This window comes from Pantoea sp. X-Soil-ISGK-259 (genome assembly GCF_059730705.1).
This window is the reverse complement of record NZ_AP035986.1, coordinates 228378-255052: the sequence shown is the minus strand read 5'-3', so window position 1 is coordinate 255052 and position 26675 is coordinate 228378. Positions and strand designations below refer to the sequence as shown.

The window sequence follows — 26675 nt, the reverse complement described above, 5'->3', positions numbered from 1 at the left end:
ACGCTGCGAGCTGCAAGCATTTGAGAGACTCGAACGTGTCGCGTTTTTCATTCTTATTACGGAGAATGAAAACGACACGTCGTTTCAATTTTCAGCTTGTTCCGGATTGTTAAAGAGCAATATCTTAAACATGACTCGTAAGTCATCTTTAAGATATGTGGGCAACATCTTTCACCTGTCACCAAGCTTTGGCGTCCCCTAGGGGATTCGAACCCCTGTTACCGCCGTGAAAGGGCGGTGTCCTGGGCCTCTAGACGAAGGGGACAATTAAGTCTGTCTTCGAAAGACACTTTGCTCGTTATTTTCTATCAGACAATCTGTGTGGACACTGCGCGGGAAGGTATCTTCAGGTAAGGAGGTGATCCAACCGCAGGTTCCCCTACGGTTACCTTGTTACGACTTCACCCCAGTCATGAATCACAAAGTGGTAAGCGCCCTCCCGAAGGTTAAGCTACCTACTTCTTTTGCAACCCACTCCCATGGTGTGACGGGCGGTGTGTACAAGGCCCGGGAACGTATTCACCGTGGCATTCTGATCCACGATTACTAGCGATTCCGACTTCACGGAGTCGAGTTGCAGACTCCGATCCGGACTACGACGCACTTTGTGAGGTCCGCTTGCTCTCGCGAGGTCGCTTCTCTTTGTATGCGCCATTGTAGCACGTGTGTAGCCCTACTCGTAAGGGCCATGATGACTTGACGTCATCCCCACCTTCCTCCGGTTTATCACCGGCAGTCTCCTTTGAGTTCCCGCCATCACGCGCTGGCAACAAAGGATAAGGGTTGCGCTCGTTGCGGGACTTAACCCAACATTTCACAACACGAGCTGACGACAGCCATGCAGCACCTGTCTCAGAGTTCCCGAAGGCACCAATCCATCTCTGGAAAGTTCTCTGGATGTCAAGAGTAGGTAAGGTTCTTCGCGTTGCATCGAATTAAACCACATGCTCCACCGCTTGTGCGGGCCCCCGTCAATTCATTTGAGTTTTAACCTTGCGGCCGTACTCCCCAGGCGGTCGACTTAACGCGTTAGCTCCGGAAGCCACTCCTCAAGGGAACAACCACCAAGTCGACATCGTTTACGGCGTGGACTACCAGGGTATCTAATCCTGTTTGCTCCCCACGCTTTCGCACCTGAGCGTCAGTCTTTGTCCAGGGGGCCGCCTTCGCCACCGGTATTCCTCCAGATCTCTACGCATTTCACCGCTACACCTGGAATTCTACCCCCCTCTACAAGACTCAAGCCTGCCAGTTTCAAATGCAGTTCCCAGGTTAAGCCCGGGGATTTCACATCTGACTTAACAGACCGCCTGCGTGCGCTTTACGCCCAGTAATTCCGATTAACGCTTGCACCCTCCGTATTACCGCGGCTGCTGGCACGGAGTTAGCCGGTGCTTCTTCTGCGGGTAACGTCAATCGATGCGGTTATTAACCACATCGCCTTCCTCCCCGCTGAAAGTACTTTACAACCCGAAGGCCTTCTTCATACACGCGGCATGGCTGCATCAGGCTTGCGCCCATTGTGCAATATTCCCCACTGCTGCCTCCCGTAGGAGTCTGGACCGTGTCTCAGTTCCAGTGTGGCTGGTCATCCTCTCAGACCAGCTAGGGATCGTCGCCTAGGTGGGCCATTACCCCGCCTACTAGCTAATCCCATCTGGGTTCATCCGATAGTGAGAGGCCCGAAGGTCCCCCTCTTTGGTCTTGCGACGTTATGCGGTATTAGCCACCGTTTCCAGTGGTTATCCCCCTCTATCGGGCAGATCCCCAGACATTACTCACCCGTCCGCCACTCGTCACCCAAGGAGCAAGCTCCTCTGTGCTACCGTCCGACTTGCATGTGTTAGGCCTGCCGCCAGCGTTCAATCTGAGCCATGATCAAACTCTTCAATTTAAGTTTGATTTGCTTAAACAAGTTAAGCGGTGCTCATCTGTAAAACGTCATAATGAATTTCATTATGTGTTCACTCGTGAGGCTTTGATATTTTGTTGCGTCCGGAGACGCTGATATCAATCCTGCGAGTGCCCACACAGATTGTCTGATAAATTGTTAAAGAGCAGTGCGAACAGTGCGTTAGCGTCCTGTCGCGAGGTGGCGTATATTACGCTTTCCTCCTGCAGAGTCAACCTCTATTTCAGAAGTTTTTCTCCGGCGGCGCAGTCTCCTGTGCCTCTCAACCCGCTTCCCGTTGCCGGTGTTCCGTGTTGATGGATGCGCATTATAGGGAGTTGTCGGAGAGTCGCAACCCATAAATTGCATAAAAGAGAGCGTTCGCTGCATTCCACAGCAAAAGCCGCTGTTATACGCAGTTACACACAATGTTATCCACACAGAGCGGGCTATATGAATTTAGGCGAGCATCGCGCAAACGTTTTCGCTACAATGCCGGGCAATATTCCGGACACCCCTTTTCGGGGCGTTACCTGAGGTTTTTGATCTTTTCTTCCTATATAGAAGAGAAAACCGCTATGAAGCCTGACGTAACGCTCTTATATACGCGAAACAAAGCCAAGGGATAAACCACCATGCAACAACCTCGTCCTGTACGCCGCGCATTGCTCAGTGTCTCTGACAAAGCCGGTATCCTCGAATTTGCTCAGGCGCTCTCAAGTCGCGGTGTCGAGCTGCTCTCCACAGGTGGAACAGCTCGCCTTCTGGCGGATGCGGGTCTGGCTGTCACTGAAGTCTCTGACTACACCGGCTTCCCGGAAATGATGGATGGACGCGTCAAAACCCTGCATCCGAAAGTGCATGGCGGCATTTTAGGTCGTCGCGGCCAGGATGATGCCATCATGGCGCAGCACGACATCAGCCCAATCGACATGGTGGTCGTTAACCTCTATCCCTTTGCACAGACTGTCGCCCGTGAAGGATGTTCACTGGAAGATGCAGTGGAAAATATCGACATCGGTGGCCCGACCATGGTGCGCTCTGCTGCAAAGAACCATAAAGATGTCGCCATTGTGGTCAGCAGCGGCGACTACGATGCCATCATTGCTGAAATGGACGCTCATGAGAACGCACTGACGCTTGAGACCCGTTTCGATCTGGCAATCAAAGCCTTCGAACACACCGCCGCTTATGACAGCATGATCGCTAACTACTTCGGCACCCTGGTACCCGCCTATCACGGTGAACGCAATCAGCCCGCTGGCCGTTTCCCGCGTACCCTGAATCTGAACTTCATTAAGAAGCAGGACATGCGTTACGGCGAAAACAGCCATCAGGATGCAGCCTTCTATATAGAAGAGAATATCAGTGAAGCCTCAGTGGCCACTGCGCAGCAGGTTCAGGGCAAGGCACTCTCCTATAACAATATTGCTGACACCGATGCTGCACTCGAGTGTGTCAAAGAGTTCAGTGAACCCGCCTGCGTCATCGTCAAGCATGCAAACCCTTGTGGTGTCGCAACCGGTGATGATCTGCTGGCAGCCTATGAGCGGGCTTATCAGACCGACCCAACTTCCGCGTTCGGCGGCATCATCGCCTTTAACCGCGAGCTGGATGAAGCGACGGCTCAGGCGATTATCAGCCGCCAGTTTGTTGAGGTGATCATCGCACCCGCCGTTTCCGAAGCCGCGCTGAAAATTACCGCGGCTAAACAGAATGTCCGTGTGCTGATCTGTGGTCAGTGGCAAAACCGTACTGCCGCACTGGATTTCAAACGCGTCAATGGTGGCCTGCTGGTCCAGGATCGCGATCTCGGTATGGTGGATGCCAGCCAGTTGCGCGTGGTCAGCAAACGCCAGCCAACCGGGCAGGAGCTGCGTGATGCGCTGTTCTGCTGGAAAGTGGCGAAGTTTGTTAAGTCCAATGCCATTGTTTATGCGCGCGACAACATGACAATTGGTATAGGTGCCGGGCAGATGAGCCGCGTCTACTCCGCTAAAATTGCAGGTATCAAAGCAGCCGATGAAGGTCTGGAAGTAAAAGGATCCGCCATGGCGTCAGATGCTTTCTTCCCGTTCCGTGATGGAATTGATGCTGCAGCGGCGTCCGGCGTGAGCTGTGTTATCCAGCCTGGCGGCTCCATCCGTGATGAAGAAGTGATTGCGGCGGCTGATGAGCACGGCATTGCCATGATCTTCACCGACATGCGCCACTTCCGCCATTAATTGTTCTGGAGAGTAACAGATGAAAATTTTAGTAATCGGTAATGGCGGACGTGAACATGCTCTGGCCTGGAAAGCGGCTCAGTCGCCGTTAGCGGAAACGGTGTTTGTCGCGCCGGGTAACGCGGGCACCGCATTAGAGCCTGCGCTTCAGAATATTGCGATCAGTGCGACAGATGTTCCCGCCCTGCTGGAATTTGCCCAGCGCGAAAAGATCGATCTGACGATTGTCGGACCTGAAGCGCCGCTGGTGATCGGCGTGGTCGATGCGTTCCGTAAGGCAGGCCTCGCTATCTTCGGTCCGACTCAGGCCGCTGCACAGCTGGAAGGTTCTAAAGCCTTCACCAAAGATTTCCTGTCACGTCATCAGATCCCGAGTGCCGAATACCAGAACTTCACCGAGGTTGAGCCCGCTCTCGCATATCTGCGCGAGAAAGGCGCGCCAATCGTTATAAAAGCCGACGGCCTGGCCGCAGGTAAAGGCGTGATTGTCGCGATGACGCTGCAGGAAGCGGAGGATGCGGTTCAGGATATGCTGGCCGGTAATGCCTTTGGTGATGCCGGACACCGCATTGTGATTGAAGAGTTTCTGGAGGGCGAAGAAGCCAGCTTCATCGTGATGGTGGACGGCGAGCATGTGCTGCCCATGGCCACCAGCCAGGATCACAAGCGTGTGGGTGATGGCGACACCGGTCCCAACACGGGCGGCATGGGTGCCTACTCCCCGGCGCCGGTGGTTACCGATGAGATCCACCAGCGCGTGATGGATCAGGTGATCTGGCCGACCGTGCGTGGCATGGCCGCTGAAGGCAACGTCTACACCGGTTTTCTTTATGCGGGCCTGATGATCGATCATACCGGACAGCCGAAAGTGATCGAATTCAACTGCCGCTTTGGCGATCCGGAGACGCAGCCGATCATGCTGCGCCTGCAGTCGGATCTGGTCGATCTTTGCCGGGCTGCCTGTGACGGTAAGCTGGATCAGAAAACGTCACAATGGGATCCACGACCTGCGCTGGGTGTGGTACTGGCAGCAGGCGGTTATCCGGGTGATTATGCGCAGGGCGACCAGATTCATGGTCTGCCACTGGAGGAAGTGGCTGACGGTAAGGTATTCCACGCCGGAACACGTCTGGAAGAAGATCGGGTGCTGACCAACGGTGGCCGCGTGCTGTGTGTCACCGCGCTGGGCGACGACGTAGCAGCCGCACAAAAGCGGGCTTACGAGCTGACAAAGCCGATCTCATGGCAGGGTAGCTTCTGTCGCCGCGACATTGGCTACCGCGCCATTAATCGTAAATAAGCACAGGGGGCACAGCGTGCCCCCTTTTCACTTCACATATCGTCTTCTGTCGGCTGCTGTGAGCAGTCATCCTGCTGACTGACCCGCAACAACTGTAGCCCTTCCGGCGCTTCAAGCCACGACACCATGAGCGGTGCCGATGCGCTCTGCTGCTGCTGTATCAGCAACTGCCGATCGTCAGCGTCAAAAGCGGGTCTGACCTGCTGGCCTTCACACGTCTCCAGTCGATCGCTTCCCAGCCAGTGTCCCTGCTTCAGAAACACCCTGCCGCTTAAAAGCGCATCGCTGAGGTTACGCATCCGCTCCGCATCAAACTTATAGAGCTCAATGGCATCCGGGCTGACCGCCTCACGCCGCCCTGCAAGCTGGCGCTGCATGAAGTTGAGACCACCCGCCTGATCAAAGCGCAGGGTCACATCGTCAGGCTGTTTGCCCTTTACCTGGCGCTGAATGCTGATCAACGACCCTTCCAGCCAGACGTAATCTGTCACTTCACCTTCACCGCCACTGAAGGGTGTATAGAGGGTGCGAATATGGACCGACTGATGATCGCTATTTTTGCGCCAGATACGGACAACACCACGATCGGCAAGATAGCCACTGGCAGAAAAAGGAGGAATATCCGGAGTTGAGCTGCAACCGAAAAGAATCAGGGAGAGAAACAGAATAGAAAAACGCTGAAACAGCGGGGTCATGATGGCTGGCCTCTTAAACAAAAGGGGCGAAACGCCCCCTGTTTTAAAGCTTAACCGCAGTGCGACGTCTTACTTAACGGCGTCTTTCAGCGCTTTACCAGACACGAATGCCGGTACATTTGCTGCAGCGATTTTGATCTCTTTGCCAGTCTGCGGGTTACGACCGGTACGCTCAGCGCGGTGGTTCACTTTAAAAGTACCAAAACCAACCAGTTGTACAGCATCACCATCTTTCAGAGACTCAGTGATCGCAGCCAGAGTAGATTCCAGCGCTGCCTTTGCCTGGGTTTTAGACAGGTCAGCTTTTTCTGCGATCACATCAATCAGTTGAGTCTTGTTCATAAGTTATCCTTAAAGTGTATTTATCGCTTGCTAAGCAACGAGTGCGAGGGAAAAGCCATATTCTGGCACTCTTCTGCCTGCACGCACCGATAGCCACAATTTTCAGCCCCCCAAATGTAGACCAGACAGGGGGCCAATGTGAAGCCTCCAGGCGCGCTAATTCGGGCCTGAAGTCACGTTTTATCGCCTTACTGCTGGAAATTTATACCGATGTTGCTAATTCCAGCTTCACGCAGATCAGATCGCAGACCTTTAATCAATTCAAGGTCGCGCTCTTCACACTCCGCCAGCAGGCGGAAAATCTCCCACTGAAGGTCCCACTCATCGATGATAGCCGGGTTTTCACGCAGCTCGTCATCGGTCATTTCGCGTCCAGCCTGGGTCATCTCCAGCATAGCGACAGTGGTAATTGACGTCTCGCTGACTTCAATTGCATGTTCAAGCGTTTCACCGCTCAGCTGCGCATGCACGACTTCGCTTAGTGCCACGCAGGCATCAATAGCCGGGTAAACGCCGTAAACGTCAAACGCATCGCCATCCGGAATGGCAGCTTCGAGCTTTTCCAGCTGGCTGTCGAAGTTAATCTTCGCATCTTTGACCGTCAGGTTTTCCCAGATCAGATCAAGAATGCGACGATAGAGCGCCGGATCGGCAAATTCAGTCTGCTCGCAGAACGCCCGATAGTTGGGATACATGCGCTCGCACAGGCAGGCCATAAACGTAAGGTGCTGCCAGCTTTCCAGCTTCGCCAGACGCAGATGAACGGGATTTTGTAACATAAAGGTGGCTCTTATTCGTTTCGCTGGCCGCAGTGTAACTGCAAAACCGCAGCACAAACAGTGTTAAAGCGCGTTTTGCCAGCGCTGGAAAGCGGTTCTGTTCGAGGCAACCGCATCGGCCCAGCGGGTCGGTTCCGGCAACCGGTAACCGCGCGTACAGTTTTCGACCCACTGCAGCGCAGTATTCAGGCTGACGCGATGACCCGTGGCGACAAACAACGGATTACAACGCAGCTTGCTGCGCCATACCCAGCCAATTTGCTCACCTTTGTCGATCAGCGGCTGCCGGCTCCCGGGCTGCGCGTCCAGATCGTCAAAACGACCGCACAAACGGCTTTTCGCAACGCCAATCGTCGGCACATCCACCAGCAGGCCAAAATGCGATGCGACGCCCAGTCGTCTTGGATGCGAAATACCGTGCCCATCCACAAACAGCAGGTCCGGCTTTTGTTCCAGCATCTGCCAGGCGGCCATCAGTGCCGGATACTCGCGGAATGAGAGAAAGCCCGGAATGTAGGGCATGGTGGTCTCAACGCGCGCGATACGATGCTCCACCAGCGTTAGCGAGGGATACTCCAGTATCACCATCGCCGCCCGCGTTACGGTGCCTTCCTGCTCAAATCCAACGTCCGCCCCGCCGATAAAACGGGGCGGCAGCACATCAAAGTCATCCTCACGCACTACCTCAGCGGCGCGTTGTAACTGCTCAGCGCGGAGTGCGGCAATGTCCATAATTACTCCTGATGCCAGGGACGTGATAAACGATGCACCGCTTCAACAAAGACACCCGCATTTTCAGGTGGTACATCCTGATGAATGCCGTGACCCAGATTGAAGACATGCCCGGTACCCGAGCCAAAACGTTCCAGGATGCCGGCCACTTCCTGTTCAATACGCTCCGGTGCCGCATAGAGCATTGAAGGATCCATGTTGCCCTGTAGCGCAACTTTGTCGCCCACGCGACGGCGGGCGTCGTCAATATCGGTGGTCCAGTCGAGACCCAGCGCATCACAACCGGTGGCTGCCATCGCTTCCAGCCACTGCCCGCCGCCTTTGGTGAAGAGCGTCACCGGCACGCGGCGACCGTCATTTTCACGCAGCAGGCCATCAACAATTTTATGCATGTAGTGAAGTGAGAACTCGCGATAATCACGACCGGTCAGCACGCCGCCCCAGGTATCAAACACCATGACAGACTGCGCACCGGCGCGGATCTGAGCATTGAGGTAGAGGATGACGCTGTCGGCCAGCTTATCCAGCATCGCGTGCAGCGTAGCCGGATCGGCATACATCATCTTTTTGATTTTGGTAAACGCCTTGCTGCTGCCACCTTCCACCATGTAGGTGGCCAGCGTCCATGGACTGCCTGAGAAGCCAATCAGCGGCAGATCGCCGTTCAGGTTCTTACGGATGGTGCGGACCGCATTCATCACGTAGCCCAGTTCCATTTCTGGATCGGGTACCGGTAAACGCTCAACGTCAGCGCGACAGGTCACAGGGTTAGAGAAACGCGGGCCTTCGCCGGTTTCAAAGTAGAGACCCAGTCCCATCGCATCAGGAATGGTCAGGATGTCACTGAAGAGGATAGCGGCATCCAGCGGATAACGGCGCAGCGGCTGCAGGGTGACTTCGCAGGCCAGCTCGGCGTTTTTGCATAGCGACATAAAGTCACCCGCCTGGGCGCGTGTCGCTTTGTACTCCGGCAAATAGCGACCGGCTTGTCGCATCATCCATACCGGCGTGACATCAACTGGCTGGCGTAACAGGGCACGCAAATAACGATCGTTCTTCAGTTCACTCATCTCAACACTCTCTCAATAACAGGCGTGTAGTGTAGCACTTTCACGCTTCGGCGCGGCACAGGGCGACAGTATCTTCAATCAGACGACGCGCCACGGTGCCGGGAGGTGGCAGCAACGGCAGGTCATCAAAACGGAACCAGGCCGCATCCAGCAGTTCTTTGCCGTCGTGTTGCAGATCGCCGCTGTCATACTCTGCCATAAATGCTGTCATCAGCGATTGCGGGAAGGGCCACGGCTGGGAGGTCACGTAACGGACATTTTTGACGCGGATATTGCTCTCTTCCATCACTTCACGGGCCACGGCCTGCTCCAGTGTCTCACCAACTTCGACAAACCCCGCCAGCACGGTATAGACCTTATTGCGATGGCGGGCATGGTTCGCCAGCAGGATTTCATCGCCGCGACGGATCGCCACAATAATGCAGGGTGCAATCTGCGGATAGTAACGCTCGCGGCAATGGCTGCAGAGACAGGCAAACTCATGTTTGCTGTGATGCATTTCATGGCCGCAATAACCGCACCAGCGATGAGAACGGTAGAATTCCGCCAGCTGAACACCGCGACCCACCAGCTGAAACAGCGCTGCATCCTGATCGATTAGCTGACGGACTGAGAACATATCGGCAGAACGCGGTTCACAAATCAGCCAGACTTTTTCGCCCTGCCACTCACCAATGGTCCGGGCCATACTGCCAGTTAAACCAAATTTTTCGGCGTTTCCGTGGGGTAAATCACCTTGTGGCAACCAAATTTTCTGTTCATGGCTGACAATCCACCATCCAGCGTCTACGCTTGAGATTTCGCATTGCATTTATTTCGTCATCCTTAGCGTCAAATCGCACGCTGAAGCCCTGATGTTAAGTGTGTAGATAAACAACTATAACTCACATGGAGTTAGATATGCTTAACCAGTTAGACGTCCTGGCTGAACGCGTAGGTGGCAGTAATGAACTGGTCGATTCGTGGCTTGAAGCCCGTCGTCAGCTACTGGTGACCTATTATCACCTGGTGGGTCTTAAACCTAATAAAGAGGCGCTGACGCGTCTGGATGAACAGGCGCTCGACAACTTCTGTCATGGCCTGGTCGATTATCTTTCTGCGGGTCACTTCAGTATCTATGAGCGTGTGATCAGTGAAATGAGTGGCGACAGCCCGATGATCGCTGCCGCGCAGATTTATCCCCCGCTGGAGGCCAATACGGAACGTCTGATGCAGCTCTATGACGGCCACCTTCAGCAGGCGATTGATGACGAAAACTGCATGACCTTCCAGCAGGCGTTGTCCGAAGTGGGCGAAGTGCTGGAAGCCCGGTTTACACTTGAAGATAAGCTGATTCAGCTGGCATGGGACAACAAGCTCGTCCCCCCGCCAGTGGCGAATGACAGCCAAATCGCCCGCCCGGCCTGATTATCGCCGTCGGGAAAGGGGTTGAGATTATCTTCCAGCCCTTTTATGCTAAACAGGTTCTGCGGAGCGCTTTCCAAAGAACCTTTTTTATTTGTGCATTGAAATTTAAGCTTTTTACGCCGGGGTCTGTTACAGGACGCCAGTGCAAAAAGTAGCTTCTTGTCGGAGTGCCCAGTTGGGCTGAGACCGTTAATTCGGGATCCGCGGAACCTGATCAGGTTAGAACCTGCGAAGGGAACAAGAGTAAATATTCTCTGTATGTCAGCACGCTTACGCTGTCTATACGGTTACTCCTTCCGAACTCCGGACAAGCATCGTTCCCTCTTAACAGGAAGATTGCTATGTCTGACCCAAAAATGACCCGTCGTGAACAGCGTGCCCAGGCGCAGGAATTTATCGATTCTCTGCAAAGCGGCAGTGCCTTTCCCCAGTCCCGTCGCATCTGGATTACCGGCAGCCGGAAGGATATTCGCGTACCCATGCGTGAAATTACCCTGAGCCCGACCCACACTGGCGGTAGCAAAGAACAGCCTCTCTATGAGCAAAATGAAGCGGTGCCGGTCTATGACACGGCAGGCGCTTATGGTGATCCCGCGGCAGAGATTGATGTGCATCGTGGCCTGGAAAAGCTGCGCGCGCGCTGGATTACTGAACGCGGCGACAGCGAACTTCTTGAACAGAACAGCTCAGGCTATACCCAACAGCGACTGGCTGACGAGGGGCTGGATCATCTGCGCTTCGATCACCTTCCGACACCGCGCCGTGCCCGTGCCGGGCGCCGCGTCACGCAGCTGCACTATGCCCGCCAGGGGATCATCACCCCGGAGATGGAGTTTATCGCTCTGCGCGAAAACATGGGGCGCGAGCGAATCCGCAGTGAGGTGCTGCTGCAACAGCATCCGGGTCACAGCTTTGGTGCGCATCTTCCCGCCCGCATCACCCCCGAGTTTGTGCGTCAGGAAGTTGCTGCCGGACGCGCTATCATCCCGGCGAATATCAATCACCCTGAATCAGAGCCCATGATCATAGGCCGCAACTTTCTGGTTAAGGTTAACGCCAACATCGGTAATTCGGCGGTGACCTCTTCCATTGAAGAAGAAGTGGAAAAGCTGGTCTGGTCAACTCGCTGGGGTGCCGATACGGTGATGGATCTCTCTACCGGTCGTTATATTCATGAAACGCGCGAATGGATTTTGCGCAACAGCCCGGTGCCTATTGGTACGGTGCCGATCTATCAGGCGCTGGAAAAAGTGAATGGCGTGGCGGAGGCGCTGAACTGGGAAATATTCCGTGACACGCTGCTTGAACAGGCGGAACAGGGCGTCGATTACTTCACTATCCACGCGGGCGTGCTACTGCGTTATGTCCCGATGACGGCGAAACGTCTGACCGGCATCGTCTCGCGGGGCGGATCGATCATGGCGAAGTGGTGCCTGTCCCATCATCAGGAGAGTTTCCTCTATCAGCACTTCCGTGAGATCTGTGAAATCTGTACGGCGTACGATGTCTCCCTGTCGCTGGGCGATGGCCTGCGTCCGGGTTCGATTCAGGATGCCAACGATGAAGCGCAGTTTGCCGAACTGCGTACCCTGGGTGAACTGACCCGTATTGCCTGGGAATATGATGTTCAGGTAATGATTGAAGGTCCGGGCCACGTGCCGATGCATATGATCCGCCGCAACATGACGGAACAGCTCGAGCTGTGCGATGAAGCCCCCTTCTACACCCTCGGTCCGCTGACCACCGATATCGCGCCCGGCTATGACCATTTCACCTCGGGTATCGGTGCCGCCATGATTGGCTGGTTTGGTTGTGCGATGCTGTGTTATGTCACACCTAAAGAGCATCTGGGTCTGCCCAACAAAGAGGATGTGAAACAAGGATTGATCACCTACAAAATCGCGGCGCATGCCGCCGATCTGGCCAAAGGCCACCCCGCTGCGCAGATCCGTGATAACGCCATGTCCAAAGCGCGCTTTGAATTCCGCTGGGAAGATCAATTCAATCTGGCGCTGGATCCCCACACGGCGCGGGCTATGCATGACGAAACCCTGCCGCAGGAGTCAGGAAAGGTGGCTCATTTCTGCTCGATGTGTGGCCCTAAATTCTGCTCAATGAAAATTTCTCAGGAGGTGCGCGAGTTTGCAGCACGCCAGGATGCGCGTGCCGAGCCGGTTGAAGTGGGCATGGCGCAGATGTCAGACCGTTTTCGCAGCCACGGCGGTGAGCTTTATCACCCTGCCGATGCCATTAAGGAGGAGTAACGATGCCCGCATTCCCTGCTACCGCCCCGCGCCTGGGGCTTTATCCGGTGGTTGATAGCCCCGAGTGGATTGAACGCCTGCTGGAGATGGGCGTTCGCACGCTGCAGCTGCGCATTAAGGATCAGCCCGATGCGATCGCTGAGCCCGCTATTGCCCATGCGATTGCACTGGGAAAACGCTATGACGCACGCCTGTTTATCAATGACTACTGGCAGCTGGCAATTAAACATCAGGCTTATGGCGTACATCTGGGGCAGGAGGATATGGATGTGGCCGATCTTGCCCGCATTCATCAGGCCGGATTGCGTCTGGGGCTCTCCACCCATGACGACGCGGAGCTGGATCGCGCGCTGGCAATCCAGCCCTCTTACATCGCACTTGGGCATATTTTCCCGACGCAGACTAAAGAGATGCCTTCTGCGCCGCAGGGCATTGAGCAGCTGAAGCGACATCTGGCACGCCTGACGCATATTCCCACTGTGGCGATTGGCGGTATCTCGATTGCGCGAGCACCTGAGGTACTGGCAACCGGCGTTGGGAGTATTGCGGTAGTGAGTGCGATTACTCAGGCAGATGACTGGCGTGAAGCAACCCGGACACTGATGGCGCTGGCAGAACCTGGCCATTAAGGATTTGTGGAAGCTGTACCACATAGCCGCTGCAAAACGGGTAATGCCCGCATTCTTCCGGGAAAGCAGCGCGCAAACGTGAGGGTTGCCGCTGGCGTGCTGTGAGCCAAAACCTTAACGTGGCATCCGTCAGGTTAAGGTTAACTGACCAGGGCCGGTTCCCTCCTCTTGCCGGCCCTGCTTCTTCTTTCCTCTATACGATAGCAGAGGCTGAAGTCTGCGGCTCATGCTGACACGAGAGCATAGCGCGTTCGACAGCCGCACCCACCCGCGCCAGCGCCTGTTCAGTTTGCTCGTTTATTGGCAGCCCGTAGTTTAAGCGCAGGCAGTTGCGATATTTGCCCGAGGCCGAAAAGAGTGAGCCTGCGGCAATCTGAATTTTTGACTCGCGCAGTTCCCGGTTAAGCAGGACCGCATCAAATGCTTCCGGGAGTTCAATCCACATCAGAAAACCGCCCTGAGGGCGGGAAACGCAGATGCCGCAGGGAAAGTAGTGGCGCACCCAGCAGCTAAAGGTTTCATAGTTACGATGATAGATTTGCCGCATCCGCCGTAGATGCAGCTGATAATGGCCCTGGCGGATAAACTCCGCAACCGCATGCTGAGGCTGCGTGGCGGTGGAGCCTGTGACGATATATTTCATGTGCAGCACGCGGTCGCGATAGCGTCCTGGTGCAACCCAGCCGACACGTAAACCGGGCGCCAGCGTTTTAGAAAAAGAGCTGCACAGCAGAACCCGGCCATCGAGATCCAGCGCTTTAATAGTAGGTGGGCGCGGGTATTCCCAGGCTAACTCACCATAAACATCATCTTCGATTACCGCCGCATCAAACCGCTGCGCCAGCGCCAGCAATGCCCGCTTACGCTGTTCAGGCATGATGAATCCCAGCGGATTATTGCAGTTCGGCACAACAACGACTGCTTTAATCGGCCATTGATCAAAGGCCAGTTCCAGCGCTTCCAGACTGATACCGGTGACCGCATCTGTTGGGATCTCAATGGCACGAATGCCAAAGCCGCGCAGGGTTTGCATGATGCCGTGAAACGACGGTGACTCAACGGCAATGATATCGCCCGGCTCGCAGACAGCCCGAACGGCGACCGATAACGCCTCATGGCAGCCGGTGGTAATAACAATGTCATCGGCGGTGAGCTGGCAGCCGCTGTCTATTGCCAGCCGTGCAACCTGTTGTCGCAGCGCGAGAACACCATAGAGGTTGTCATAATTCAGCAGCGCCATGTCCTGCTTCTGCGCCTGACGGCTGAATGCTTTCCACAGCGGCTTAAGCGTCGGCTGAGTCACATCCGGCATGCCGCTGCCCAGCTGCAACACATCATCCTCCAGTCGGCTGTTAATCAGCTCCAGCACCGCATCCCACTGCGTCACCTCAACCGGCCGCTGTGCAGGACGGGTAAGCGCAGGCATCGGGGGTGTCGCTTTGCGCGAGGCGACAAAATAGCCGGAGCGAGACTGCGGCGTGATCATCTGCTTCTCTTCCAGCAGATGATAAGCCTGCTGTACGGTGCTGATACTGACGCCATGTTCGGCACTCAGACTGCGTACCGAAGGCAGGCGCTCACCACTGCGATATAAACCCTGTTCAATGCGCTGAGCCAGCAGTGTGGCCAGATGTTCATATCGCGTCATTGTATTTCCTCTGTCTCAGATGATGAGCATTAACCAGTACAGTTATGCTTCTTTTTTACCATTCAGATCACGACAACCGCAATCTGTATGTTAAAAAAAGGTGATTTTTGCGTCTGTATCATACAGAGCGATGCGATGAAAATGGTCCTCAGATACTTCACTGAGGGCACTATCATGGGATACGACGAGAATCGCGCAGCTAAACCCTTTACAGGCACACCTTACCAGCTGGTTCGTTTCGTGTGGCGTAGTTATAAACGCTGGCAACTACGGCGTGAAACCCGTGTCATCCTGTCGAAACTGAGTGACAGTCAGTTGAAAGACATTGGTCTCAGGCGCAACGACTGGAATGCCTGAATGACAGACAAAAAAAACCCTGCCGAGGCAGGGTTTTTATCAGGCAAAGAACGATTAATCGTTTTTGTTGCCGCCGAGACCGGCGTTCAACAGTTCAGCCAGGCTGGCTGAGGCTTCATCCGCAGTAACCTGCGGTGCAACCGGCACTTCACCTGCCGCTTTACGGCGCATACGATCCTGATGGTACGCATAACCGGTACCGGCCGGAATCAGACGACCCACGATGACGTTCTCTTTCAGGCCGCGCAGTTCGTCGCGCTTGCCTGCAACTGCTGCTTCGGTCAGGACACGTGTCGTCTCCTGGAACGATGCTGCAGAGATGAACGATTCGGTAGCCAGTGACGCTTTGGTAATACCCAACAGGTCACGCATGAAGGTTGCGCCAACTTTTCCGTTCGCTTCCAGATCACGGTTAGAGATCTTGATGCGAGAGAATTCAGCCTGCTCACCTTCCAGGAAGTCTGCACTTCCTGCGCTCACGATGGTTGCTTTACGCAGCATCTGACGAACGATGACTTCGATGTGCTTATCGTTAATCTTAACGCCCTGCAGACGGTAAACTTCCTGCACTTCGTTAGTGATGTAACGGGTCACCGCATGCACGCCACGCAAGCGCAGGATGTCATGTGGAGACTCTGGGCCATCGGAAACCACGTCACCGCGCTCAACACGTTCACCTTCGAACACGTTCAGCTGACGCCATTTCGGAATCATCTCTTCGTACGGCTCGCTACCATCCAGCGGGGTAATGACCAGACGACGCTTACCTTTGGTCTCTTTACCGAAGGAGATGATGCCGCTGATCTCTGCCAGAATAGCGGGCTCTTTCGGACGACGCGCTTCGAACAGGTCAGCAACGCGTGGCAGACCACCGGTAATATCTTTGGTACCGCCAGATTCCTGCGGAACACGCGCTAACGTGTCACCGGCACTGATCTTAACGCCATCTTCCAGCTGAACAATCGCTTTACCTGGCAGGAAGTACTGAGCCGGCATATCGGTGCCCGGGATCAGAACGTCGTTGCCGTTGGCATCAACAATTTTCAGCGCAGGACGCAGATCTTTACCGCCCGCAGTACGTTCAGCACTGTCCAGAACCACCAGCGAAGAGAGACCGGTTAAGTCATCTGTCTGACGGGTAATGGTCTGGCCATCAACCATGTCAGTGAATCGAATGAAACCGCCCACTTCGGTGATGACTGGCATGGTATGCGGATCCCAGTTTGCAACGGTTTCGCCCGCGGCAACCTGCTCACCATCACCTTTCGCCATGGTAGAACCATAAGGAACTTTATAGCTCTCTTTGGTACGACCAAATTCGTCGATCATTTTCAGTTCAACGTTACGCGAGGTGATCACCAGCTTGCCTGCCGAGTTCGTTACGGACTTGGCGTTGGTCAGCTTGATGGTACCTTTGTTCTTCACCTGAATGCTGGATTCAGCAGCCGCACGTGATGCCGCACCACCGATGTGGAACGTACGCATCGTCAGCTGTGTACCTGGCTCACCGATGGACTGTGCTGCGATAACACCGATCGCTTCACCTTTGTTGATGATGTGACCACGTGCCAGGTCGCGACCGTAGCAATGCGCGCACACACCAAAGTCGGTTTCACAACCTACAACAGAGCGGACTTTCAGGCTGTCAACTGAGTTCAGTTCCAGCACATCACACCAGTGCTCATCGAGCAGCGTGTTGCGTGGGACCAGAATGTCAGCAGTGCCCGGCTTCAGAACGTCTTCTGCCGTCACACGACCCAGTACACGTTCACGCAGTGGCTCTTTAACGTCGCCACCTTCGATGACAGGCGTCATCATGATGCCTTCGTGTGTACCACAGTCATCTTCGGTAACAACCAGATCCTGTGCAACGTCAACCAGACGACGCGTCAGATAACCGGAGTTCGCCGTTTTCAGTGCGGTATCCGCCAGACCTTTACGTGCACCGTGGGTTGAGATGAAGTACTGAAGTACGTTCAAACCCTCACGGAAGTTCGCCGTGATTGGTGTTTCGATGATGGAACCATCTGGTTTCGCCATCAGACCACGCATACCGGCCAGCTGACGAATCTGTGCAGCAGAACCACGCGCACCGGAGTCGGCCATCATAAAGATGCTGTTAAAGGAAACCTGTCGCTCTTCTGCACCGTCGCGGTTAATCACAACTTCGGTAGAGAGGTTTTCCATCATCGCCTTGGCAACACGTTCGTTGGCTGCTGCCCAGATATCGATGACTTTGTTGTAACGTTCGCCTGCGGTTACCAGACCAGACTGGAACTGTTCCTGAATTTCAGCCACTTCCGCTTCCGCTTCGGTGATGATTTCCACTTTCTTCTCTGGAATAACCATATCATCGATACCGACTGACGCGCCTGAACGGGCAGCGTAAGCGAAACCGGTGTACATGGTCTGGTCAGCAAAGATAACCGTCGGCTTCAGACCCAGAATGCGGTAACAGGTGTTAAGCATTTTGGAGATAGCTTTTTTGCCCAGCGCCTGGTTAACGATAGAGAACGGCAGACCTTTCGGCACGATCATCCACAGGATGGCACGGCCAATCGTTGTATCGATGATGCTGGTTTTAGCAACCCACTCATCCTGCTCGTTTTTCTCGTGTTCAGTGATACGCACTTTAACGCGAGCATGCAGAGAGGCCAGGCCAGCGCGATAAACACGCTCAGCTTCTTTCGGGCCAGTCAGCACCATGCCTTCGCCTTTAGCGTTAACACAGTCACGGGTCATGTAATACAGACCCAGTACAACGTCCTGAGAAGGAACGATGATTGGCTCGCCGTTCGCAGGTGACAGGATGTTGTTGGTCGACATCATCAGCGCACGCGCTTCCAGCTGGGCTTCCAGCGTCAGCGGTACGTGAACAGCCATCTGGTCACCATCGAAGTCGGCGTTATAGGCCGCACAAACCAGCGGGTGCAGCTGGATTGCTTTACCTTCGATCAGAACCGGTTCAAAGGCCTGAATACCCAGACGGTGCAGCGTAGGCGCACGGTTCAGAAGAACCGGGTGCTCACGGATCACTTCGTCGAGGATATCCCAGACAACCGCTTCTTCGCGCTCAACCATTTTCTTCGCGGCTTTGATGGTGGTGGCCAGGCCACGCAGTTCCAGCTTGCCGTAAATGAACGGTTTGAACAGTTCGAGTGCCATTTTCTTAGGCAGACCGCACTGATGCAGACGCAGGTATGGACCAACGGTGATAACCGAACGACCAGAATAGTCGACACGTTTACCCAGCAGGTTCTGACGGAAACGACCCTGCTTACCTTTGATCATGTCAGCCAGCGATTTCAGCGGACGCTTGTTGGAACCGGTGATCGCACGACCGCGACGACCGTTGTCCAGCAGTGCATCGACCGCTTCCTGCAACATACGCTTTTCGTTGCGTACGATGATATCTGGCGCAGCCAGATCCAGCAGGCGCTTCAGACGGTTGTTACGGTTGATCACGCGACGATAAAGATCGTTCAGATCCGACGTTGCGAAACGGCCACCATCCAGCGGTACCAGCGGACGCAGATCCGGTGGCAGAACAGGCAGCACGGTCAGGATCATCCACTCTGGCTTGTTACCAGACTGTACGAACGCTTCCAGCAGCTTGATACGCTTGGTCAGCTTTTTACGTTTGGTTTCGGAGTTGGTTTCGTTCAGCTCTTCACGCAGCTGCTCGCACTCCTGCTCCAGATCCATGTTTTTCAACAGGGCCTGGATCGCTTCGGCGCCCATTTTGGCGTCGAACTCGTCACCGAACTCTTCCAGAGCGTCAAGGTACTGCTCTTCAGTCAGGATCTGACGCTTCTCGAGGTTGGTCATGCCACCTTCGATTACCACGTAAGATTCAAAGTAGAGCACGCGCTCGATGTCACGCAGTGGCATATCCAGCAGTAAGCCGATACGCGATGGCAGTGACTTCAGGAACCAGATGTGCGCAGTCGGCGACGCCAGTTCGATGTGGCCCATACGCTCACGGCGTACTTTAGTCTGGGTCACTTCAACGCCGCACTTCTCACAAATCACACCACGGTGTTTCAGGCGCTTATACTTGCCGCACAGGCACTCATAGTCTTTTACCGGCCCGAAGATACGGGCACAGAACAGACCATCGCGCTCTGGCTTAAAAGTACGGTAGTTAATGGTTTCTGGCTTTTTCACTTCACCAAAAGACCAGGAACGGATCATGTCTGGCGAAGCCAGCGCAATTTTGATCGCATCAAACTCTTCGGTCTTAGTTTGCGCTTTCAGAAACTTAAGTAAGTCTTTCACGGATTAGCTCCCGTCGGAGTGAGACTCAGAGGGCGTCCAACCGAAATTGAACGCCCCGTAACCAGTACAATTGCGAGCGCTTTAAACCCTGCGCTATCAGGCGGCGGCGAACCGCAGCCTGAAAAGGGGTTACTCGTCTTCCAGCTCGATGTTGATACCCAGCGAGCGAATCTCTTTCAACAGTACGTTGAAGGATTCCGGCATGCCCGGTTCCATCTGATGGTTACCGTCAACGATGTTTTTATACATCTTGGTACGGCCGTTGACGTCATCAGACTTAACGGTAAGCATTTCCTGCAGGGTATACGCGGCACCGTATGCTTCCAGTGCCCATACTTCCATCTCACCAAAGCGCTGACCACCGAACTGTGCCTTACCACCCAGCGGCTGCTGAGTAACCAGGCTGTAGGAACCGGTTGAACGTGCATGCATCTTGTCATCAACCAGGTGGTTGAGTTTCAGCATGTACATATAGCCAACGGTTACCTGACGTTCGAACTGCTCACCGGTACGGCCGTCAAACAGGGTAATCTGACCGGAAGAAGGCAAGCCGCCGAGCTGCAGCAGCTCTTTGATTTCACTCTCTTTCGCGCCATCAAACACCGGAGTGGCGATTGGCATACCTTTCTTCAGGTTCTCTGCCAGACGAAGAACTTCGTCATCGGAGAAGGTGTTCAGGTCAACTTTCTGACGCAGATCGCTACCCAGGTCATAGGCGCGCTGGATGAATTCGCGTAGTTTCGCGACTTCTTCCTGCTTCTTCAGCATGGCGTTGATCTTCTCGCCGATGCCTTTCGCTGCCATGCCCAGGTGGGTTTCCAGAATCTGACCGATGTTCATACGCGATGGTACGCCCAGCGGGTTCAGAACGATGTCAACCGGCGTGCCGTTTTCATCGTAAGGCATATCTTCGATCGGGTTGATCTTGGAGATAACACCTTTGTTACCGTGACGGCCTGCCATTTTGTCACCCGGCTGAATCTGACGCTTAACAGCCAGATAAACCTTAACGATTTTCAGCACGCCTGGTGCCAGATCATCGCCCTGGGTGATTTTACGACGCTTACCTTCGAGTTTTTTCTCAAACTCGTGCTTCAGTTCGTCGTACTGCTCTGCCAGCTGCTCCAGCTGGTTTTGCTTGGCTTCGTCAGTCAGACCCAGTTCCAGCCAGCGCTCGCGCGGCAGCTTGTCCAGTTTGTCTGCTTCAACGCCACCAGAAATCAGGACGTTCTGAATACGGCTGAACAGGCCCGCTTCCAGAATCTGCAGTTCTTCAGACAGGTCTTTTTTGGCCTGCTTCAGCTGCATCTCTTCAATTTCCAGCGCACGTTTGTCTTTTTCCACGCCATCGCGGGTAAAGACCTGAACGTCAATCACGGTGCCTGACACGCCATTCGGTACGCGCAGTGACGAATCTTTCACGTCAGAGGCTTTTTCACCGAAGATAGCGCGCAGCAGTTTCTCTTCTGGCGTCAGCTGGGTCTCACCTTTCGGCGTGACCTTACCCACCAGAATGTCACCACCGGTCACTTCAGCACCGATGTAGACAATGCCTGACTCATCCAGTTTAGAGAGAGCGGCTTCACCCACGTTCGGGATATCAGCGGTAATCTCTTCCGGCCCCAGTTTGGTGTCACGCGACACGCAAGCCAGTTCCTGAATATGGATAGTCGTAAAGCGATCTTCCTGAACCACACGCTCGGAGACCAGGATGGAGTCTTCGAAGTTGTAGCCGTTCCAAGGCATGAACGCTACGCGCATGTTCTGGCCCAGTGCCAGTTCACCCAGATCGGTGGACGGGCCATCTGCCAGCACGTCGCCGCGCTCAACCGGCTCACCCAGAGAAACACATGGCATCTGGTTGATGCAGGTGTTCTGGTTAGAACGGGTATATTTGGTCAGGTTATAAATGTCGATACCGGCTTCGCCAGCATGCATTTCGTCTTCGTTCACTTTGATAACGATACGTGATGCGTCGACGTACTGCACGGTACCGCCACGTTTCGCAACGGCGGTAACACCGGAGTCAACAGCAACAGCACGTTCCATACCGGTACCAACCAGCGGCTTGTCAGCACGCAGAGTCGGAACGGCCTGACGTTGCATGTTCGCACCCATCAGGGCGCGGTTGGCGTCATCGTGTTCCAGGAACGGGATCAGGGACGCACCGACAGAAACGATCTGTTGGGTCGAAACGTCCATGTAGTCAACCTGATCACGGCTGAACAGACTTGATTCGCCTTTGCTACGGCAGGTGACTAAGTCATCAACAAACGCGCCGTTATCATCAAGAGGGGCGTTCGCCTGAGCGATAACGTAGTTACCCTCTTCGATAGCAGAGAGGTAATGAATCTCGTCAGAAACCAGACCGTCGATAACACGGCGATAAGGTGTCTCAAGGAAACCGTACTCGTTCGTCTGTGCATAAACAGACAAGGAGTTGATCAGACCGATGTTCGGGCCTTCAGGGGTTTCGATTGGGCAGACACGACCGTAGTGCGTTGGGTGTACGTCACGCACTTCGAAGCCGGCACGCTCACGCGTCAAACCACCCGGGCCGAGAGCAGAGATACGACGTTTGTGCGTAATCTCTGACAGCGGGTTGTTCTGATCCATGAACTGAGAAAGCTGGCTTGAACCAAAGAACTCTTTCACCGCGGCCGAAATCGGCTTCGCGTTGATCATGTCCTGTGGCATCAGGGTATCCAGGTCGCCCAGTGACAGACGCTCTTTAACCGCACGCTCAACACGCACCAGACCCACACGGAACTGGTTCTCAGCCATTTCACCGACTGAACGAATACGACGGTTACCGAGGTGGTCGATATCGTCCACTTCGCCTTTACCGTTACGGATGTCGATCAGCTTCTTCATCACTTCGATGATGTCGTCTTTGCTCAGGATGCCTGAACCTTCGATTTCATCACGCAGTAATGAGCGGTTGAACTTCATACGACCAACAGCAGACAGATCGTAACGATCTTCAGAGAAGAACAGGTTCTCAAACAGGTTCTCTGCTGCTTCGCGTGTTGGCGGCTCACCAGGACGCATCATGCGGTAGATCTCAACCAGTGCGCTCAGGCGATCGCTGGTTGGGTCGACACGCAGGGTCTCGGAGATATAAGGACCGTGGTCCAGATCGTTGGTGAACAGCGTTTCGATGCGCTTGTGACCGGACTGGCTCAGTTTAGCCAGCAGATCCAGTGACAGTTCCATGTTCGCTGCAATGATCAGCTCACCGGTGCTCTCATCGATGTAGTCTTTAGCGACCACTTTGCCCGCGATATATTCAACCGGAACTTCGATGTGCTGAATGCCATCTTTTTCCAGCTGACGGATATGGCGCGCAGTGATACGGCGTGCTTTTTCGACGTAGACGGTGCCGTTCGCTTCGATATCGAAGGTAGCGGTTTCACCGCGCAGGCGCTCAGGCACCAGCTCCATCTGCAGCTTGTTGTCACGGATTTCAAACACCACTTTCTCGAAGAAGATATCGAGGATCTGAGGTGTAGTGAACTGCAACGCACGCAGGATGATAGTGGCCGGCAGCTTACGACGACGGTCAATACGGACAAACAGGTTATCTTTCGGGTCAAACTCAAAGTCGAGCCATGATCCGCGGTAAGGGATGATACGTGCGTTGTACAGCACTTTACCCGATGAGTGAGTTTTACCCTTATCGCTATCAAAGAACACGCCAGGACTACGGTGCAGCTGAGAAACGATAACGCGTTCGGTACCATTGATAACAAAGGTACCGTTGTCGGTCATGAGCGGAATTTCGCCCATGTAGACTTCTTGTTCTTTAATGTCTTTTACGGTGCCTTCTGGCGCTTCGCGCTCATAGACCACCAGACGCAGTTTCACGCGCAGCGGTGCCGAATAGGTCACGCCACGGATCTGACACTCTTTCACGTCAAAGACAGGTTCACCCAGGCGATAGCTCACATACTGCAACTCAGAGTTGCCGCTGTAGCTCGCAATAGGGAATACAGAACGGAATGCAGCTTCCAGTCCGTACTGACCTTCTGGATCTTGCTCGATAAACTTCTGGAACGAGTCGAGCTGGATGGAAAGGAGATAAGGTATGTCCAGTACTTGCGGACGTTTACCAAAATCCTTACGAATACGTTTTTTCTCGGTATAGGAGTAAACCATAGGGTTCCTCAGCTAGCTGACAAGTCGACCCACGCTGTCCGTCCTGACAGGACAGTTCATGCAACACGATTTTGTTTGATTCACTGGCTGCGCGGCAGCAGTGCAATACCTCTTTCTATCACGCTTAAATCATTTCATCGCTTTTGAGAAGGCAGGGAACCCGCACAGGAAAGCGGTATATTAAGTCGTCGATAGAGAAAGATATTGAAGAGTAACAATGGACAAACAGTGTGAAACCCCATTGAGACCCTGTAGCGCAAAAAGGCTGGTGACCAAAAAGTCACCAGCCATCAGTCTGAAACTACTCAGACTGCAACCCGAAGGTTGTCTTACTTAACTTCAACTTCAGCGCCAGCTTCTTTCAGAGCAGCTTCAAGTGCAGCTGCGTCGTCTTTGCTGATTGCTTCTTTGATCACGCCAGTTGCTTCAACCAGGTCTTTGGCTTCTTTCAGGCCCAGACCAGTTGCAGTACGTACGGCTTTGATTACTGCTACCTTGTTCGGGCCAACAGCTTTCAGGACTACGTCGAATTCAGTTTTTTCTTCAACAGCTTCAGCCGGGCCAGCAGCAACAGCTACAGCAGCAGCAGCAGAAACGCCGAATTTTTCTTCCATTGCAGAAACCAGCTCAACAACTTCCATTACGGACATCGCTGCAACAGCTTCCAGAATTTGGTCTTTAGTGATAGACATGACAATTGTTCCTAAGAATCAGAAAAAGTTTATACGTAAGCAAGTACGAAGAAAAGAATATGGCCTTAAGCCGCTTCTTTTGCATCGCGTACAGCAGCCAGAGTGCGGACCAGTTTGCCGGCAGCGGCTTCTTTCATGGTCGACATCAGACGTGCCAGTGCTTCTTCGTAGGTCGGCAGAGTTGCCAGACGGTCAATATTGGCCGCCGTGATCAGCTCACCTTCAAAGGCTGCAGCTTTGACCTCAAATTTTGCATTCGCTTTCGCGAAATCTTTGAACAGACGAGCAGCAGCGCCCGGGTGTTCCATAGAATATGCAATCAGGGTCGGACCAACAAACGTGTCTTTCAGGCACTCAAATTGAGTTCCTTCAACGACGCGGCGCAGCAGGGTGTTACGAACAACACGCATGTAAACGCCAGCTTCACGGCCTGCTTTACGCAGTTCGGTCATTTTATCAACGGTAACGCCACGGGAATCCGCAACAACCGCTGAAAGCGCACCTTTGGCTACTTCGCTGACTTCAGCAACAATCGCTTGTTTGTCTTGAAGATTTAATGCCATTAGCTTTTGCTCCTGGATTTGACCGGGAAAGGATTTCCCCGGAACTCACTTCACTTAACCACCCCGAAGGGTGGTAAGCGCTCGAACACGGTGAGCAGAATCCAGCTAAGAAAAAATTCTTTTGGTTCTGTCACCGTCTACGCAGGGTATTAAGCGGAATATCCGGAGATAAACAGCGCCTGCGGTCTTGGACGGAGGCCAGGATAAGGCCTGGCTCCAACCTAAATTCTGTGTGACACAGCAGAGTCAGAAGGAAAGGCGATAAACGCAACAGTCAGTTCCGACTCTCTGATGTCCTGTTCTGCTAATAACAGAACAACGGGCGTAAGATTCTAGGTGAATTTTTCGCCCGTTTCAAGCAGCAATTAGTTTGCTGTTGCGTTCAGACCAGCCTGGTCAACGGCAACGCCGGCGCCCATGGTGGTTGAAAGGCTGACTTTCTTGATGTACACGCCTTTCGCCTGAGATGGTTTTGCTTTTTTCAGCGCGACCAGCAGAGATTCCAGGTTTTCTTTCAGTTTGTCAGCGTCAAAGTCCACTTTACCGATGGTAGTGTGGATGATGCCGTTTTTGTCGTTACGATAACGAACCTGACCCGCTTTAGCATTCTTAACTGCTTCAGCAACGTTAGGGGTTACAGTACCGACTTTCGGGTTTGGCATCAGGCCGCGTGGGCCCAGAATCTGGCCTAACTGGCCAACAACGCGCATTGCATCCGGAGAAGCAATAACAACGTCAAAATTCATTTCGCCTTTCTTGATCTGATCAGCCAGGTCTTCCATACCTACCAGCTCAGCGCCTGCTGCTTTAGCAGCTTCAGCGTTTGCGCCCTGGGTGAAGACAGCAACACGTACTGAACGACCAGTACCGTGTGGCAGAACGGTCGCGCCGCGCACGTTCTGATCAGATTTACGTGCATCAATGCCGAGGTTGACAGCAACGTCAACGCTTTCAACGAACTTGGCAGTAGCCAGTTCTTTCAGCAGAGCAACAGCTTCAGCAATGTCATACTGCTTGGTCGCGTCAACTTTGTCGCGAATTACGGTCATGCGCTTGGTCAGCTTAGCCATTTCTTAGTCCTCTACTACCAGGCCCATGGAACGAGCAGTACCTTCGATTGAGCGAGTCATCGCTTCAACGTCAGAACCAGTCATGTCCGCAGCTTTGGTTTCTGCGATTTCACGTACCTGAGCACGAGTCACTTTACCGACTTTATCTTTGTTCGGCTTACCAGAACCAGACTTGATGCCCGCTGCTTTTTTCAGCAGTACGGCAGCCGGAGGCGTTTTGGTAATGAAGGTAAAAGAACGGTCGCTGTATACGGTGATAACAACAGGAGTCGGCAGACCTTTTTCCAGAGATTCGGTCTTAGCGTTGAACGCTTTACAGAATTCCATGATGTTAACGCCCTGCTGACCCAGTGCTGGACCAACCGGTGGACTTGGGTTCGCCATACCAGCTGCAACCTGCAGCTTGACGTAGGCTTGGACTTTCTTAGCCATGATATTTCCTCAATTGGGTTATAGCGCCTGTAAAGGCTCCCCGTGATAACGATTTACACGCTGTTGCCAGCGCATAAAAACAAAAGGCGCGAAATTGTAGTTAAATTTCGCGCCTGCTGCAACAGCTAATTTTTGAGCGGAAA

Annotated in this window: 19 protein-coding genes, 1 tRNA gene, 1 rRNA gene and 1 riboswitch; of the genes, 6 read left to right on the top strand and 15 right to left on the bottom strand. The window is 53.8% G+C overall.

Annotation, left to right across the window (positions count from 1 at the left end):
• Positions 1-189 precede the first annotated feature (189 nt).
• Positions 190-265: transfer RNA gene (locus AC6I77_RS01150), tRNA-Glu, on the bottom strand.
• An 86-nt stretch (positions 266-351) separates the two neighbouring features.
• Positions 352-1894 (bottom strand): 16S ribosomal RNA (locus tag AC6I77_RS01145).
• Positions 1895-2526: 632 nt separating this feature from the next.
• On the opposite strand from AC6I77_RS01145, the gene purH reads away from it, so the two are divergent.
• Complete coding sequence (gene purH / locus AC6I77_RS01140; RefSeq protein WP_003850143.1) at positions 2527-4116, top strand: bifunctional phosphoribosylaminoimidazolecarboxamide formyltransferase/IMP cyclohydrolase; 1590 nt, start codon at positions 2527-2529, stop codon at positions 4114-4116.
• A gap of 19 nt (positions 4117-4135) precedes the next feature.
• Positions 4136-5416, top strand: coding sequence for a phosphoribosylamine--glycine ligase (purD, locus tag AC6I77_RS01135; protein WP_039660705.1), 1281 nt, complete (start codon positions 4136-4138; stop codon positions 5414-5416).
• Positions 5417-5448: 32 nt separating this feature from the next.
• Here the strand turns inward: purD and AC6I77_RS01130 are convergent, their stop codons facing one another.
• The 6 genes from AC6I77_RS01130 to nudC form a co-directional block, all read right to left on the bottom strand.
• Positions 5449-6111, bottom strand: coding sequence for a DUF1481 domain-containing protein (locus tag AC6I77_RS01130; RefSeq protein ID WP_078805341.1), 663 nt, complete (start codon positions 6109-6111; stop codon positions 5449-5451).
• Positions 6112-6180: 69 nt separating this feature from the next.
• Positions 6181-6453 (bottom strand): nucleoid-associated protein HU-alpha, encoded by a 273-nt coding sequence (hupA, locus tag AC6I77_RS01125; RefSeq protein ID WP_003850136.1) that lies wholly within the window; start codon positions 6451-6453, stop codon positions 6181-6183.
• Between the two features lie 188 nt (positions 6454-6641).
• Positions 6642-7232 (bottom strand): YjaG family protein, encoded by a 591-nt coding sequence (locus AC6I77_RS01120; protein ID WP_003850135.1) that lies wholly within the window; start codon positions 7230-7232, stop codon positions 6642-6644.
• Positions 7233-7295: 63 nt separating this feature from the next.
• Positions 7296-7964, bottom strand: a complete 669-nt coding sequence (gene nfi, locus AC6I77_RS01115) for a deoxyribonuclease V (protein WP_003850133.1) — start codon at positions 7962-7964, stop codon at positions 7296-7298.
• Between the two features lie 2 nt (positions 7965-7966).
• The gene (hemE, locus tag AC6I77_RS01110) at positions 7967-9034 is read right to left on the bottom strand and encodes a uroporphyrinogen decarboxylase (RefSeq protein WP_008927148.1); all 1068 of its coding nucleotides are present in this window, start codon (positions 9032-9034) and stop codon (positions 7967-7969) included.
• Between the two features lie 40 nt (positions 9035-9074).
• Positions 9075-9845, bottom strand: a complete 771-nt coding sequence (gene nudC, locus AC6I77_RS01105) for an NAD(+) diphosphatase (protein ID WP_039660701.1) — start codon at positions 9843-9845, stop codon at positions 9075-9077.
• An 89-nt stretch (positions 9846-9934) separates the two neighbouring features.
• Here nudC and AC6I77_RS01100 point away from each other — a divergent pair, with 89 nt between their 5' ends.
• From AC6I77_RS01100 to thiE, 3 genes are all read left to right on the top strand, one after another.
• Positions 9935-10441 (top strand): Rsd/AlgQ family anti-sigma factor, encoded by a 507-nt coding sequence (locus AC6I77_RS01100; protein ID WP_003850126.1) that lies wholly within the window; start codon positions 9935-9937, stop codon positions 10439-10441.
• A gap of 153 nt (positions 10442-10594) precedes the next feature.
• Positions 10595-10695, top strand: a riboswitch (TPP riboswitch).
• 87 nt (positions 10696-10782) lie between these two features.
• Positions 10783-12705, top strand: coding sequence for a phosphomethylpyrimidine synthase ThiC (gene thiC / locus AC6I77_RS01095; RefSeq protein WP_039660700.1), 1923 nt, complete (start codon positions 10783-10785; stop codon positions 12703-12705).
• A gap of 2 nt (positions 12706-12707) precedes the next feature.
• Positions 12708-13334, top strand: a complete 627-nt coding sequence (thiE, locus tag AC6I77_RS01090) for a thiamine phosphate synthase (protein ID WP_110411737.1) — start codon at positions 12708-12710, stop codon at positions 13332-13334.
• 193 nt (positions 13335-13527) lie between these two features.
• On the opposite strand, the gene AC6I77_RS01085 is transcribed toward thiE, so the two are convergent.
• On the bottom strand, positions 13528-14982 hold the full coding sequence (locus tag AC6I77_RS01085) for an aminotransferase-like domain-containing protein (protein ID WP_039660698.1): 1455 nt from the start codon (positions 14980-14982) through the stop codon (positions 13528-13530).
• Between the two features lie 174 nt (positions 14983-15156).
• Here AC6I77_RS01085 and AC6I77_RS01080 point away from each other — a divergent pair, with 174 nt between their 5' ends.
• Positions 15157-15339, top strand: coding sequence for a DUF1127 domain-containing protein (locus tag AC6I77_RS01080; protein ID WP_039660706.1), 183 nt, complete (start codon positions 15157-15159; stop codon positions 15337-15339).
• A 54-nt stretch (positions 15340-15393) separates the two neighbouring features.
• Here AC6I77_RS01080 and rpoC read toward each other — a convergent pair whose 3' ends face one another.
• The 6 genes from rpoC to rplK all read right to left on the bottom strand — a co-directional run bounded on the left by rpoC (position 15394) and on the right by rplK (position 26532).
• Positions 15394-19617, bottom strand: coding sequence for a DNA-directed RNA polymerase subunit beta' (rpoC, locus tag AC6I77_RS01075; RefSeq protein ID WP_003850116.1), 4224 nt, complete (start codon positions 19615-19617; stop codon positions 15394-15396).
• Between the two features lie 129 nt (positions 19618-19746).
• Positions 19747-23775 carry a DNA-directed RNA polymerase subunit beta gene (gene rpoB, locus AC6I77_RS01070; protein WP_008927143.1) on the bottom strand — a complete coding sequence of 1343 codons (4029 nt, stop codon included), beginning with the start codon at positions 23773-23775 and terminating at the stop codon, positions 19747-19749.
• 329 nt (positions 23776-24104) lie between these two features.
• Positions 24105-24467: a 50S ribosomal protein L7/L12 gene (rplL, locus tag AC6I77_RS01065; protein ID WP_008927142.1), complete on the bottom strand. Its 363-nt coding sequence runs from the start codon at positions 24465-24467 to the stop codon at positions 24105-24107.
• Between the two features lie 65 nt (positions 24468-24532).
• Positions 24533-25030: a 50S ribosomal protein L10 gene (gene rplJ, locus AC6I77_RS01060; protein ID WP_003848098.1), complete on the bottom strand. Its 498-nt coding sequence runs from the start codon at positions 25028-25030 to the stop codon at positions 24533-24535.
• 365 nt (positions 25031-25395) lie between these two features.
• Positions 25396-26100: a 50S ribosomal protein L1 gene (gene rplA / locus AC6I77_RS01055; RefSeq protein ID WP_003848092.1), complete on the bottom strand. Its 705-nt coding sequence runs from the start codon at positions 26098-26100 to the stop codon at positions 25396-25398.
• Between the two features lie 3 nt (positions 26101-26103).
• Positions 26104-26532, bottom strand: coding sequence for a 50S ribosomal protein L11 (gene rplK / locus AC6I77_RS01050; RefSeq protein WP_006121495.1), 429 nt, complete (start codon positions 26530-26532; stop codon positions 26104-26106).
• Between the last annotated feature and the right edge of the window lie 143 nt (positions 26533-26675).